We start from the raw sequence: 13,176 nt of genomic DNA, 5'->3' as shown, positions 1-13,176 counted from the left end.
AGATTAGCCCACAGCTAAGTCTTCTTTTAAGTATCTAGCTTTAAATTTTTCTGCTTTAAAAATCGTATAGATGAAACTGAAAATACCAATCCGGCCAATAATCATCAACAAGATTAGTATGGTTTTCGATGCACCTGTCAATTCGTTTGTAATGCCAAATGAGAGCCCTGTATTCGTCAATGCAGACAGAACCTCAAACATAATTGGCTCAAGTTCCTGCGGCTGCCATGTTGTCAGCAAAATGGTGGATACGAAAAAGAGCGTGATAAAGGTAAAGAAAATCATAAATGATTTATCGATCGTATCCTGTGTAATCGTCTTGCGCATGATGACCACTTCTTTGCGTGATTTAGCCACGGCACCAATCTTTGCGATTAAGACGGCTGCCGTTGTCAGCCGGATTCCTCCCCCGGTACTTGATGATGCTCCCCCGATAAACATAAGAAACATCAGGCATAGAACAGTCGTAATGGTCAGCCCTGACACATCAATTGTCGTCAAACCGCCATTTCTTGAAGTTGCCGAAAAGAAAAATGCATTGGTCAGCTTGTCCCAGAAAGAAAATCCCTCCAGAATATTCTTTGATTCGAGCAAGAGATAAAGGACGGTTCCTGCAAACAGCAGCAGAAGATGCATCCGGATATTGATCCGGGTAAACAAGGTCTTCTTCTTTCTGAAGGAAAGGATGTATTCCATCATGGTTGGATAACCAAGACTGCCAAGGAAAATCGTGATTGCCGTTGTGGTCAGGAACAAATTATTGTGCTTGAATGAGACAAGGCTATCTCCGAATAAATCGAATCCTGAATTGGTAAAGCTTGCGACAGAATGGAAAGCAGTCACGAAGACAGCATCACCGAAATCATCAAAGCGCGGCCGAATCTCGCCAAAAAGAATGAAAAAACAAATCGTCTCCACAATCGATGCGATAATTAAGACCGAAACTCCCAAAGCTGTAATGGAACCCAGCTTATGATGATTCTGGTCTTTTGATAAAAGAAGCATATTTGAGACGGTAATTCGTTTATCCATTACTAAGAATAGATAACTGATGATGACAACAATTCCGATTCCCCCAAGCTGCATCTCCACCATTAAAATGGATTGTCCCACTCTTGTTAATTCCGTACCAATATCAATAGGGGTTAATCCTGTCACACTTAAAGCGCTCGTTGATAGGAATAATGAATCAATAACAGCCAAATCAGCCGTTTTTGACACAGGAAGCAGATATAGACAAGCAAATATAATGACACAGCCTATGTACAAAAAGAAAATCTGCCTAAATGAGTGGATAGAAGATTTGCTTTGCGGCATTAAAAAATCTCCATTCTTAAGTAAAATAATGTCATGATTTTTATTATAACGATAACATATCATAGCATATTTTGAGTGGATATACCTAGTGGATATCCATTTCAAGTATCACTTCAAACAATTCATAACTTTACCACAAAACTCAGCAATTTCAAATAGTGAATGTCAGCAACCTTTACCGTTTCCTGACAGATGATTTTTTATATAAAAAAAGCTGAGATTAATAGTTAAATAGATGGGGAATTTAATGGATTTCTTGAATATACATAACCTGAGGACTGAGGGAGGGGAATCATGTATGGATCATATTCGTGAAGTATATGACCGTTATAAAAAAGGCGAACGATTTGCAGAGCCGTTCTCAGAGAAGAAAATTCGGGTGAAGGACCCAAGCGAGCTCGCCGCCAATAATCAAATCGTGCAAGAGATGCTGAAGCGGCATTCCACGCATTTTCACAAAACAAAACCCCTCGCATAAGGAGGGGCCATTTCTGTTTGTTCACTTATTAGGCAGTTCTTGTTTCTTTTGCAGGTGCAAACAATAGTCCAATATTGATTAAACCAGCAATTCCGACTAATGCATAAACAATGCGCGAAAGGATGGCGTCTTGGCCTCCAAATAAGGCAGCAACAAGATCAAATTGGAAGAAACCGACTAATCCCCAGTTAACCGCTCCAATAATAGTTAAGACAAGTGCAATTTTTTGAACAATACTCATTTTGATTATCCCCTTTTCTTAAATATTTTGTAATCATTTGGTATATTCACTTAATTCGAGATAGTTAAACCTTTTTGTATAAAAAAAATATATGTTTTGTATAATTATATTGTAATCAAAGGGGAGTTTTCAAAAATGGCCATTCTTCTTTTTCAAGCTGCATGGCATATTCGATGTTTTCGGATTGTGACATGAGAGCGTAATGGAGGAAGAGGATGTTCTGCTTATCAATGATATCGAACTGTGCTGAGTGGCTTGAGAGTATAGTCACTTTTTCTATGCCCTTATAAAGAAAATGGAAAATCAGGCGGTTCTTTTTGAATTTTTCAAGCGGCCGCTCCCAATTAACGACCTCAGGTTCACCGGTTTCCTTTGATAACTCAGCATAGCTGCGTTCGACTCCTTTTAGTTGGTCGAACTGACAGGTAATGAATTCGAAGGGAATCTGATAGTGACGGTGGTAGCTTATTTTTAAATCCTCAAGGAAATAGGCCAGAGCGGACTCATAATCCACTTCCATGGATTCCTCATCAAGGAATGTGAAGAGCTTTCCGATAAAGATATCAGAATACATATGAGAAAGGATCGTAGCTTTTGCACTTTGAAGCTCAATAAACTCTACAGCAGCTGTTTCCTTATCCTCGACCTCAAACTCCATCTGGAATAAACGGAAGCGCTTTAATTGGCGGGTAGTTAAAGGAATAATCATAAACAAAGAAATCCAGACCAATAGATAGAAGAATCCCTGGAATAGGAGCCGGTTCACCTGTGATGAAACAATCGGCTTGATGATATACTCCGTCCACCAGGTTGGAGGGACGGCTGGGTCAGCCTGGAGTGGAGCAGGATCTAAGAAAAACAACTGGGCAAGGGTCCACCCGATGATGATGAAAATCCCAGAATAATAAATGAGCGATAAAACTTGAGGCAGAAATTCTTTGCAAAAAAAGACAAGCTGACTCATACCTTTTAGAATCTTGTTCACTAGCGGTCACCTCTTTGTTATAGAAACAAAATTAACCACTAAATAGGTATGCGCCAACATGCTCTTTTATGACAGATGATTGGTTTTTCCGGCAAATTTAATCGATGTTTGATAGCCCGCTGTTTCAATATTAGCTAAACGGGCAGATGGCTCTGCCACTTGAATGGCAGCCATACCGTTCTCTCTCCTTGCAGTGACAGAGGAAACGGTAATATTCTTAACCTTAGGACCAATGTCGATGGCAATGGGTGCTGAATCAGTAAAGATTAGCCCTTCAAGCTGAATATGGTCAGAATGCTGAGGCCCCCCGAAGATTTTTATGTCGGCGGAAGCCGTCTTGAAATGTCGGGAAGAAGCATGTCGGATCGTAATCGACCTCGATTTATATTGAATCGCGGCCATCGGTTCACCCTTGTAATCGTATTCAGAATCGCCAATCATCGTAAAATGATTCATGACGACATTTTGATAAGCCGATACAACCAGGCAACGGGGCGCTGAGTCTTTGTATAAGTCTGTAAAGACAGGTGCCATCGATACGAGATTTACCGCACTGATGTTAAAGGCTGACAGAGAATCCGGGTCGGTTTGCAGATGATGGCCGATATGGCGGAAATTAAAGGAGCGATTATCATGGACCGACAAATGCCCGTATATATGGACGTTGCTAGCAGCAGAAGCTGTCGCATGTGCTTTTATTTCGATGCCGCCGAAGCAATGGCTGGAGGAATTATGAATGAGCCATACATCATTCGACCCGTCATCAATCTCAAAGCCGTTTGAATTCGAAAAGCCCTCCGCATGGGCCCTGCCGCTCGGGAAGCACATATGGCTGTTCGTAATCAGCAGATGGCTGCTGTGATGGGTTGTCACACCGTCATCCCCGAAGCCATAGCCTGTTACATGGTCGACCCAAATATATCGGCTTGCCCCGCGCGACCATGTACCGTCACCGAGATATGTATAAAAGCTGGAGGAAAGATCAAACCCATGCAGTCCGGCATTCACAGCCTCCACATCCTTTACCCAGCCGTAGGTGACATGCGCATAGGTCAGGCAGCTGGAGCGATTATTCCCTGCACTTGTTCTCTGCCCGGCAGGAATCCGGCCTGAATTCCAATCAAGCGTAAGAGCTTGCACGAGAATATGGTGATTACCCCTAATAGGATTAGCATTTCTAAGAAGCGTGCTTGAAACAACCGCATCATCTGATAGCTTCAGAATAGACCTGCCCTTGCCCTCGCCGACAAAGCACGTGAAGGAAGGGAGTTTGACGCCTTTGACGATATACGTTCCTTCAGGGACAAACACCATTCTTCGTCCATGCCCAACTGCCTCCGCAAAAGCCTTCGTACAATCCGTCACCCCGTCGCCGACAGCACCATAATCAACTACATTCACTTGCTTGTTGATTGCTTGATTCAGAACTTCATACTCATCATCAAGCGTATCCTTCCACTGCGGATAAAGAGTCCCTTCCTTAAGGGCAGGGGGATGAGTTAAATCTGGCCCCTTTGTTGTCGTCAAGAAAAGACGCGGAAAAAAATAAGCGAACCGCTTTGTCATGGCAGGAAACGAATGCTTCGGTTCATTTTGGCGAATCGCCTCCTTTAAAACCTGCTCCGTTTCTGACGCCAGATTAGCCATTGTCCGTCCCTTCGGAAGCCATTTCGATAACAAAAGCTCATTCTTCTTCGGATCATGATTCCTCGATAAGCTAAGCATGAAAACCCGTCCTCTCTTTCACACACTTCAAAATAGTCTACCTGCTTTTCTCTTCTTCATTTTATTCCCCTGAAGCAAACAAGCAAACCGTAACACAAATGTAAAGGGTAAGTGAATGCCGTCCCGAAGAAAAAAAGAGTTTAACATGATACAATAAAAGATATGAATATACCAACTAATCCAGAAAGCCAATAGCTAGAAACCAAAAAAGGGTGACACACATGAAAAAAATCATGAAATCTGAACTGTTCAGTTGGATAACCGCCTTAACCATTGCCCTCATATTGGCTCTCGGCGTTCGAGCATTCCTATTTGAACCATTTATCGTAGAAGGCGCCTCCATGGAGCCAACATTAAATAATAATGAAAAACTACTCGTCAATAAGGTAGTAGCCTATACCGGCTCAGTCAACCGGCAAGATATCATCATCATTGACGGGAAAAACCGAGACATCAATTATGTCAAACGCGTCATCGGCCTCCCAGGTGACACAGTAGAAATGACCAATGACCACCTATACATTAACGGCGAAGAAGTAAATGAACCCTACCTCGCCGAAGAAATCGAAAAAGCCCATGCAGTTGACATGAATTACACCGGAGACTTTGGACCCGTCACTATCCCCGACCACCAATACTTCGTCCTCGGTGACAACCGATTAAACAGCATGGACAGCCGCAATGGCCTAGGGTACATTGACAAGGACCAAATTGTCGGTGTAAGTGAATATGTCCTTATGCCAATCAAGGAAGCCCGCAAGACAGAGTGAAGAGGAGCGGGAATGGAAGCAGGAGAAACCCTGCTTCTTTTTTATGGTATAGGGAGGAGGGGGAACTCAGGCAAAGGGATAATGAGGATGGAAGGTAGAGAGGTATGGGAGTAGCCAGGCACCTCCCGTCCAAGGCCCATGCAAGGGGTAGGAAGGGTGGACAAAGGGTGGGAATCGTCAGAGAAAGCCCACCCAATGCCCATGCAAAGGGGATGAAGGGTGGACAAAGGGTGGGCATCGTCAGAGAAAGCCCACCCAATGCCCAGGCAATGGGGGTGAAGGGTGGACAAAGGGTGGGCACACAAAAAACTGGCCCAATCACTTTCCGGGCCAGTATCTTCATTAAATATTCCGCTTATAGGTTTCTTTTGTCAGCACCGGGTATTCAGGAACCGGTTCGTTTAATTTCTGGACATTGAATACTTCTGCATATTTTTCTAAATCGTTGGCAATCTCGTCCTGCATCTGTCTTGTTGGCAGTTCGATGTTATACTTCGTGCCTTCATGTAAAAGGCGAGATTCTGTTTCGAAAAATATATAAAACATATAGTCCCCTCCGCTTAAAAGTATTTTTTTTCTTTATTCCCTTATTAAGGGAGGGGTCAAACGCCGACAGCAGGTTAAATGCCGCCAATACTGTCTAAGGACATATCCAGCTCTTTGAAGTTAACGGCATCTTTGTCTTTCGCTTCAATTCGACCTTCGAACTTCAGCTTGCCATCATCAAGATTATAGATGCTAAAGATAGGATGGCTTTCGGAATCGCGGCCGAATAACTGGATGTGATCATCGCGTAGTGTAATGTATTCAATTTGCTTGTTGTCACGAAGGTTTAGTTTGAGTTTGTCAACCACTTTACCTGTTTTCCAATCTATTTTATAGACTGTTGCGGTTGTTTGCTGTTCCTCATATAAGGTGAGATTTGCATATAAATAGTCTTCATCGTATAGATAAGAGACATCGGAATTTGGCTGGTTTTGCAGTTCGTCAGGCAATTTAAGCTCAGATAGCTTTCCTTTCTTATACTGGAAGACATAAATAGATTTATTTGACGGCTGCGGTTCGGCCTCATCATCATCACTAATTGGACTTTCCTCCGTTTCGAACATCATGATGCTGGACGGCTGGGTGGCATTCCGTTCCATCAAGGAATAGGTTGAGTGATAATTTTCTTGTGTATCTTTGTGTGTGAAAATAACCTCGTCATTTGTGACTTTTTCCTTTTTTAAATCAATGGAATATTGATGGACCTCTGTTACGTAAGGATTAGATTGTTGATTGGCTGTAATGATGCGCATTTCATTGTAATGATATTGAACATCATAAACTTCCATTATATTGATGTTCTTTTGTTTTGGAACATCGATCTTGTAGGAGCTTGCTTTCTCATTCTGTTTGTTCAATCGATCAATGGTGAAGTGGTAGCTTTTTCTCTCACCCCTAATGGACGTGGAATAATCAACCTCTGCATAGATGACGTGGTTATCATCTTCGAATAATGATCCCGTATCATATTTTCCTCTCATGAAGCTTGGGTAGTCTTTTTTTAGTTTCTGGAATTGCTTGCTTCTAAAGCTTAAATCTTCGTAATCCATTTGTTTGAAATAGGGAAGATCTGTTACATAGGATGTTTCATCATCCTTGATGGTCATGGTTTGGTACCTGCTGTTGTACCTGCCGCCAATATTATATGCACCACTGACACTTATATCCTTGATTATCTCCTTGTCTCCGCCTGTTTGTTCAATATAGAATTGGAGCTTGTCATCTTTTGCTAAGGCCGATTGAATATAGTAGATGGAGAAGGTTGCGAGCAGGAAGACAGTCAGAATCGTTAAAGTTAAATATTTTTTCATCTATTACTTCCTCCTATACGGTAACTTTCTTATTTAATAGATAATGGCTGATCCATACAGACAGGGCTCCGGTAACCATACTTGAGGCAATCGTCATGTAGACGACTTCTGATGGATAGAAATAGTCGGCTTTATCGAGCATAATTAAAACTCCGATTGGTGATAAAGTCAGGAATACCGCAAAGGCGATATAAATCAAACCGAGGAATAGCCCCTTCCATCTGAACGAACGTTCCATCAGGATAGCTGCAAATAATACCGTCAGGACGATGAATCCGCCACCATAGTAGAGGATAAATTCTGTGAAGGTACCTGGGATGATGTAATACAAATATATATTATAGCTGGCCATCTGGCTGATGGTCGCTTCTTTTAAATACTCAGCTGGTGTGAGCAATTCCATGAAGCTGCTTTCGATTAGGATGAAGACCATTTGAGCGGCAACCATTGTGAAGATAATGATCATTATAGCGGTTGCTTTGGCAAAATAAACGGAAAGTCGAGCGGTCGGCAGCATAAGAAGGCGATAGATGAACGTATTCTTACCGCTCCAGTCCCGGTACCAAATCAAAAAGATATAAAAGAAGACAGCACCCACACAAAGAGCGATAGGTCCGATAAAATAAATTTTATCACTGAAGCTAAGCATGCTCATATAAGAATAATTGTCTACAATCGATTGAACGCTCTCTCCGTTCATAATGGCCTCGTTCGCACGGCTCATATATTGATTGGATGTTATCCATACTCCAATCATTTGAATGATGAATAGAGCAGCCAAGCCCCCAAATAATACTTTCGCTACCCGTGAAACTTCCAGGTTCACTAGCTTTAAATATCGATTCATTGTATATACACCTCTCTCAGTACATCCACGACGGATTTCCCTTCCTTGATCCGCATGTCCTCTGCGTTAAACTCCTTATAGACGGTGCCATGGTTTAATACGACTACTTTATCAATTAAGTGTTCTATATCATTGATTTCATGAGTTGTGATGATGACGCCTCGGTCTTCAATTAAATGACTCGTGAATACATTGGCAATTTGTTCTCGGCTGAAGATATCAATTCCGGAGAACGGTTCATCCATGAGGACATAGTCTGTATCCTGAGCAAGACCTAATAGGAGATTAACCTTGGCTGTATTTCCTTTTGAAAGGGTGGAAATACGGTGTTCCTCGTTTAACTTAAAGAATTGAAGCAATTCATCAGCACGGTCTTGGTTCCAGCTTTCATAGAAATCAGTCATGAAATCCATTGCCTGTTTTATCGTAAAGCCTGGAAGCATGGTTAATGCATCCGGAATGAAAGTTAATTTCTCATAGGTGCTTTTCTTTCGGTGTTCTCCATCAATGAGGATTTCGCCGCCATTGACGGGTGTAAGTCCAAGGATGGCTTTCATGATGGTCGTCTTTCCGACGCCGTTAATGCCGATCAGGCAGGTGATTTCACCTTTATTCGCCGTGAAGCTTACATCGTCCAATACACGTTTCCTGCCGAACTTTTTTGTTACGTTCTTTACCTGCAGCATAGTTCTCCTCCTTATTTCTCTTCGGTAAGATAATTCTTTTTCACAATATCAACCAATTCGTCAACTGGTACTTGAATGGGCTTGACGGCTAGGATGAAGGCATCGACTGCCTCTTGAATCAATTCCTCGCGGACGCCGTTTAAGATCTTTTCATCTGTCGTAACACGGCTTGGGAAATTGCGCTCTGTATAAATCAATCCTTGTTCCTCCATTTCCTTATAGGCTTTTTGTGCGGTATTCGGGTTGATTTTCAATAAACCGGCCAGTTCACGGCGAGATGGGATTTCCTGTCCTCCTGCCAATTCTCCAGTCGCAATTCGTTCCTTGAAGTAACGGACAACCTGTAAGTAAACGGGATCGCGGTTATTAATGAGGAATGACATCCATTCACCTCCTAATTCTTGGTGTGTGTACTATATGGTTCATACACTCCTTAAGGTGTACTATACTGGTAATACACCATAGATGTCAATAACTTCTATGAAAATAATGCTTATTTTTTAATTGAAAGAGGGAAAAAGTAGGATGACACCGGTATAGACACTAAGCCAAGGAGATGGTGCATATGCAGAATACAGGGCTTGTTTTGGAGGGGGGCGGAATGCGAGGAGCTTTCACTGCGGGTGTCCTGAGGTATTTGATGGAGGAGGATATCTATATCCCGTATACCATTGGAGTTTCAGCAGGGGCATGTAATGGCAGCTCCTATATTGCCCGCCAAATGAATCGGAATCATCAGGTGATCATTGAATACAGTCGACATCCTGAATACATCTCCTTTAAGCGCTTTTTGCGAAATAGGGAATTGTTTGGAATGGATTTAATTTTTGACAAAATGCCAAATGAGCTAATTCCTTTTGATATGGAAACATTCTGCAGCTCAAAGGAAGGCTTTGTCGTTGGAACGACCGATTGTGAGACTGGCGAAGCTGTTTATTTTGATAAACAATCATATAGTAAGGATATGCTTACCATACTAAGGGCTTCCAGCTCCTTGCCGTTGTTTGCACCGGAGGTATCCTTTAATGGACGATATCTCCTTGATGGGGGTGTGACCGATCCTATTCCCATTAAGAAATCGGTGAAAGACGGAAACACGAAAAACATTGTTGTATTAACGAAGAATAAAGGATATAGAGAGGCACCATCAAATTGGAATTGGCTTGCCTCAAGGAAATATGGGAAATATGCGGGACTGTTGAAAGCAATGAAAAACCATCATATCGTCTATAATGACACGATAAAGTATCTTAAGGAGGAAGAGGAGAAGGGGAACGTTGTTATTATCCAGCCAATACGGAGGCTTGATGTTTCCACCATCGGACGGAATCCGCAAAAGCTTGAGAATCTGTATGAGGAAGGCTACCGGGAAGCAAAGAAAGCATATGGAAAATTGAAGGAGTTATTATGAGATAAAAAGGGGGAGGAATAGACCCTGAACTGAACCCCGAATAGTGGACACTTTAAAAAAAGTGGACCCTATTCGGGGTTTTCCTATTCTCTTTCCGGAAAACTCCCGTTATACTAACATTACGATTTTTAGAACGGAGTATTTTTCATGAGTAAGATTATCTTTAATGAACACCAACAAAGACTACTAGAAGCTAATCCAAACGTTAAAGCCGTGACAGACCGCGCGATTCAGTATACCCCTGACTTCAAACTGCAGGCGGTTAAACAAAACCAATCTGGGAAAGGCCCAGCGGAAATATTCCGAGAAGCAGGTTTCGATTTAGAGGTGATTGGCATTAAAAAAGCCCAAAGCGCCCTGGCTCGTTGGCGCAGAACCTTCCAAACATACGGAGAAAATGGCTTTTTAGAGGAACGCCGAGGAAAAGCGAGTAAGGGACGCCCCAAGAAAGAGAATGCCTCTGCCGAGAAGAAATTGGCCCAAGCAGAAGCCCGCATTCGCCTCTTAGAGGCGGAATTGACCTTACTAAAAAAGCTAGACGAGTTGGAAAGGCAGGCGAAGAAGAATCGTCGTTAAAAGCCCGAGAGAAATACCAAGTCATTAATGAGACGATTCGGCTTTATCAATTGAAGAACATGGTCCGTTATTTATGTGAAGTGGCCCAAGTGAGTCCAAGCGGCTATTATAAATGGCTTCAGAATGCGGAAAAACAAGCTATCCGGGAGGAGTCTGATTATCAGGATTATGTCTTTCTAAAAGAGATTTATGATGAGGCCCAAGGGAAAATCGGTTATCGCGGCTTATATATGGAAGTCACCGAGAAAGCCGGTCAGCCAATGAACCACAAGAAAATCCTTCGATTGATGCGCAAGTTTCACTTTTTTGCCAAGGTACGGAGAGCGAACCCATACCGTACGATGGCCAAGGCAACAGAGGTTCACCGTCAGGTACCCAACCATTTGAACCGCCAGTTTGACCAACAGGAACCAGGGAAAGTCTTCTTGACCGACATCACCTACCTGCAAATCCGCGGTGGGAAGACGGCTTATTTGTCTTGCGTGAAAGATGTGGCGACACGAGAGATCGTCGCCTATGAACTCTCGACAAGCCTACGGATGGAGATAGTCTACCGAACATTAACCAAGTTAGAAAGTTGTTATGGGAATCAATTACATCCAGAAGCAATGATTCATTCGGATCAAGGGTTTCATTACACGCATCCTGAATATCAATCTCGCGTGAAAGAGATGGGGCTCTTACAGTCCATGTCACGAAGGGGAAACTGCCTGGACAACGCCCCAATGGAATCCTTCTTTGGACATATGAAGGACGAAGTTCCTTATAAGGAGGCAAACAGTTTGGCAGAACTAAAATATATGATTGATGATTATATGGATTACTATAACAATACGAGAAAGCAATGGACATTAAAAAAGATGACTCCGGCAGCTTACCGAAGTCATCTCATCGCCGCATAAACACGGCACATCCCTTTTTATTAAACTGTCTACTTTATAGGGTGCAGTTCACCCATCTATTCCCACCCCTTTTTTAGGCAATAATCAGACGACTAGCTCTGACTGCAAATAATGCCAAATCAAATTGGCCGTATGTTCAATGGAACTGATATGTGTGCGCTCAAACGCATGAGAGGCGTCAATCCCCGGTCCGATTAATCCATGAACGATATCATACCCGGCCCGGATGGCAGCGGAGGCATCAGATCCATAAAAAGGATATATATCAACACGGTAATCAATATCATGCTCCTGGGCTAATTTGACAAGATGCTGGCGCAGGCCATAATGATAAGGACCGCTTGAATCCTTCGCGCAGATGGATACACTATACTCGTCCGTTGTTTGGCCGTCTCCAATTGCGCCCATATCCACAGCTAAATACTCAACAGTTTCGTCCGGAATATTAGAGTTTCCGCCATAGCCGATTTCTTCATTATTGGAAATAAGGAAATGGGTAGTGTATGGAAGGGTGATGTTTTGTTCCTTCAGTTGTTTTATCAAGTAGAGTAGGATGCCGACACTCGCTTTGTCATCCAGATGCCTTGACTTTAAGAAGCCGTCCCCAGCAAGCTCTGCCCGAGGCTCAAATGAGACAAAATCACCGACCTCAATACCGAGTGCTTGCGTATCTGATTTTGATTTGGTGACCGCATCAATCCGAACTTCCATATGGTCATCGTCGCGTTTCACTTCACCCATTTTCTGATAAACGTGGACAGAGGTTTGGTTTAGTAAAATCGTTCCTGTGTACACATTACCGTCTGCTGTATGAATCTTGCAGTATTCTCCCTCACAGGCATTCCAGCGAAAGCCGCCGATCATCGTCAGCTTTAAACGCCCGCTTGGTTTGATTTCCTTGACCATTGCTCCCAAAGTATCCACATGGGCTGTCAGGAAGCGGTGTTTAGAATCATCTTGGCCTTTAATTGTCGCAAGCAAGGCCCCTTTATTCGTCCGTTTGTTTCCAATTCCGCATGTATTCAGAAAGTTCTCTGTATAACGAATGGCCTCTTCCGTATAGCCAGTCGGGCTTGGAATGGAAACCAAATCTTTTATGTAGCCGTATATCTCTTGACCGTCTGCTTTCATTTGTAGACACTCCTCTTATTAGTGAATAGCTCTATTATATACCTCCGTGGAAAAAGGGTACAATAGATGAGAAATTTCTTGCCTTTTTTAGGATATCCATGTAAATTATAGTTAAATGAATATTCGAACAAATCTTATCGCGAGAGACGGAGGGACGGGCCCGATGATGTCTCAGCAACCGCCGATGCATTCGGAAAGGTGCTAAATCCTGCAAGGCATATGCATATTTATGTGCCTCGAGAGATAAGAAG

At 42.7% G+C, this 13,176-nt stretch carries 14 protein-coding genes and 1 riboswitch; of the genes, 4 read left to right on the top strand and 10 right to left on the bottom strand.

Annotation, left to right across the window (positions count from 1 at the left end; all coding sequences use genetic code 11):
* Positions 1-3 precede the first annotated feature (3 nt).
* The gene (locus ACY8DX_RS14950) at positions 4-1,317 is read right to left on the bottom strand and encodes a TrkH family potassium uptake protein (protein WP_439803313.1); all 1,314 of its coding nucleotides are present in this window, start codon (positions 1,315-1,317) and stop codon (positions 4-6) included.
* Positions 1,318-1,615: 298 nt separating this feature from the next.
* Here ACY8DX_RS14950 and ACY8DX_RS14945 point away from each other — a divergent pair, with 298 nt between their 5' ends.
* Entirely contained in the window at positions 1,616-1,795 is a 180-nt protein-coding gene (locus tag ACY8DX_RS14945) for a hypothetical protein (RefSeq protein ID WP_049670232.1), read from the top strand.
* A 28-nt stretch (positions 1,796-1,823) separates the two neighbouring features.
* Here the strand turns inward: ACY8DX_RS14945 and ACY8DX_RS14940 are convergent, their stop codons facing one another.
* The 3 genes from ACY8DX_RS14940 to ACY8DX_RS14930 form a co-directional block, all read right to left on the bottom strand.
* Positions 1,824-2,036, bottom strand: coding sequence for a DUF378 domain-containing protein (locus tag ACY8DX_RS14940; RefSeq protein WP_049670233.1), 213 nt, complete (start codon positions 2,034-2,036; stop codon positions 1,824-1,826).
* Positions 2,037-2,151: 115 nt separating this feature from the next.
* Positions 2,152-3,021 (bottom strand): hypothetical protein, encoded by an 870-nt coding sequence (locus ACY8DX_RS14935; protein ID WP_049670234.1) that lies wholly within the window; start codon positions 3,019-3,021, stop codon positions 2,152-2,154.
* A gap of 66 nt (positions 3,022-3,087) precedes the next feature.
* On the bottom strand, positions 3,088-4,746 hold the full coding sequence (locus ACY8DX_RS14930) for a glycosyl hydrolase family 28-related protein (RefSeq protein WP_049670235.1): 1,659 nt from the start codon (positions 4,744-4,746) through the stop codon (positions 3,088-3,090).
* A 221-nt stretch (positions 4,747-4,967) separates the two neighbouring features.
* Here ACY8DX_RS14930 and lepB point away from each other — a divergent pair, with 221 nt between their 5' ends.
* Positions 4,968-5,516, top strand: a complete 549-nt coding sequence (gene lepB, locus ACY8DX_RS14925) for a signal peptidase I (RefSeq protein WP_049670236.1) — start codon at positions 4,968-4,970, stop codon at positions 5,514-5,516.
* A gap of 342 nt (positions 5,517-5,858) precedes the next feature.
* Here the strand turns inward: lepB and ACY8DX_RS14920 are convergent, their stop codons facing one another.
* The 5 genes from ACY8DX_RS14920 to ACY8DX_RS14900 form a co-directional block, all read right to left on the bottom strand.
* Positions 5,859-6,062, bottom strand: a complete 204-nt coding sequence (locus ACY8DX_RS14920) for a hypothetical protein (protein WP_049670238.1) — start codon at positions 6,060-6,062, stop codon at positions 5,859-5,861.
* 74 nt (positions 6,063-6,136) lie between these two features.
* Entirely contained in the window at positions 6,137-7,372 is a 1,236-nt protein-coding gene (locus tag ACY8DX_RS14915; RefSeq protein ID WP_049670239.1) for a hypothetical protein, read from the bottom strand.
* Positions 7,373-7,385: 13 nt separating this feature from the next.
* On the bottom strand, positions 7,386-8,219 hold the full coding sequence (locus ACY8DX_RS14910) for a hypothetical protein (protein ID WP_049670240.1): 834 nt from the start codon (positions 8,217-8,219) through the stop codon (positions 7,386-7,388).
* Complete coding sequence (locus tag ACY8DX_RS14905; protein WP_049670241.1) at positions 8,216-8,905, bottom strand: ABC transporter ATP-binding protein; 690 nt, start codon at positions 8,903-8,905, stop codon at positions 8,216-8,218. Before ACY8DX_RS14905 ends, ACY8DX_RS14910 begins: the two co-directional genes overlap by 4 nt.
* A gap of 11 nt (positions 8,906-8,916) precedes the next feature.
* Positions 8,917-9,288 carry a GntR family transcriptional regulator gene (locus ACY8DX_RS14900; protein WP_049670242.1) on the bottom strand — a complete coding sequence of 124 codons (372 nt, stop codon included), beginning with the start codon at positions 9,286-9,288 and terminating at the stop codon, positions 8,917-8,919.
* 182 nt (positions 9,289-9,470) lie between these two features.
* Here ACY8DX_RS14900 and ACY8DX_RS14895 point away from each other — a divergent pair, with 182 nt between their 5' ends.
* Positions 9,471-10,316 carry a patatin-like phospholipase family protein gene (locus tag ACY8DX_RS14895; protein ID WP_049670243.1) on the top strand — a complete coding sequence of 282 codons (846 nt, stop codon included), beginning with the start codon at positions 9,471-9,473 and terminating at the stop codon, positions 10,314-10,316.
* 147 nt (positions 10,317-10,463) lie between these two features.
* A protein-coding gene (locus ACY8DX_RS14890; RefSeq protein ID WP_462405542.1) for an IS3 family transposase occupies positions 10,464-11,794 on the top strand; the annotation gives its coding sequence in 2 pieces (ribosomal slippage) (positions 10,464-10,842 and positions 10,842-11,794; 1,332 coding nt in all).
* 84 nt (positions 11,795-11,878) lie between these two features.
* On the opposite strand, the gene ACY8DX_RS14885 is transcribed toward ACY8DX_RS14890, so the two are convergent.
* Positions 11,879-12,925 carry a M42 family metallopeptidase gene (locus tag ACY8DX_RS14885; protein WP_462405541.1) on the bottom strand — a complete coding sequence of 349 codons (1,047 nt, stop codon included), beginning with the start codon at positions 12,923-12,925 and terminating at the stop codon, positions 11,879-11,881.
* Between the two features lie 131 nt (positions 12,926-13,056).
* A riboswitch (SAM riboswitch) is annotated at positions 13,057-13,175 on the top strand.
* Position 13,176 lies beyond the last annotated feature (1 nt).

The sequence above is a fragment of the Gracilibacillus sp. Marseille-QA3620 genome (genome assembly GCF_054950035.1).
Note: the sequence above shows the minus strand (reverse complement) of the source record. Positions and strands in the feature narration are given on the sequence as shown.

Bases quoted from the DNA above. Each gene is read 5' to 3' on its own strand.
- ACY8DX_RS14950 (WP_439803313.1), bottom strand. From the start codon at position 1,317: ATGCCGCAAAGCAAATCTTCTATCCACTCATTTAGGCAGATTTTCTTT.
- ACY8DX_RS14945 (WP_049670232.1), top strand. From the start codon at position 1,616: ATGGATCATATTCGTGAAGTATATGACCGTTATAAAAAAGGCGAACGA.
- ACY8DX_RS14940 (WP_049670233.1), bottom strand. From the start codon at position 2,036: ATGAGTATTGTTCAAAAAATTGCACTTGTCTTAACTATTATTGGAGCG.
- ACY8DX_RS14930 (WP_049670235.1), bottom strand. From the start codon at position 4,746: ATGCTTAGCTTATCGAGGAATCATGATCCGAAGAAGAATGAGCTTTTG.
- lepB (WP_049670236.1), top strand. From the start codon at position 4,968: ATGAAAAAAATCATGAAATCTGAACTGTTCAGTTGGATAACCGCCTTA.
- ACY8DX_RS14920 (WP_049670238.1), bottom strand. From the start codon at position 6,062: ATGTTTTATATATTTTTCGAAACAGAATCTCGCCTTTTACATGAAGGC.
- ACY8DX_RS14915 (WP_049670239.1), bottom strand. From the start codon at position 7,372: ATGAAAAAATATTTAACTTTAACGATTCTGACTGTCTTCCTGCTCGCA.
- ACY8DX_RS14910 (WP_049670240.1), bottom strand. From the start codon at position 8,219: ATGAATCGATATTTAAAGCTAGTGAACCTGGAAGTTTCACGGGTAGCG.
- ACY8DX_RS14905 (WP_049670241.1), bottom strand. From the start codon at position 8,905: ATGCTGCAGGTAAAGAACGTAACAAAAAAGTTCGGCAGGAAACGTGTA.
- ACY8DX_RS14900 (WP_049670242.1), bottom strand. From the start codon at position 9,288: ATGTCATTCCTCATTAATAACCGCGATCCCGTTTACTTACAGGTTGTC.
- ACY8DX_RS14895 (WP_049670243.1), top strand. From the start codon at position 9,471: ATGCAGAATACAGGGCTTGTTTTGGAGGGGGGCGGAATGCGAGGAGCT.
- ACY8DX_RS14885 (WP_462405541.1), bottom strand. From the start codon at position 12,925: ATGAAAGCAGACGGTCAAGAGATATACGGCTACATAAAAGATTTGGTT.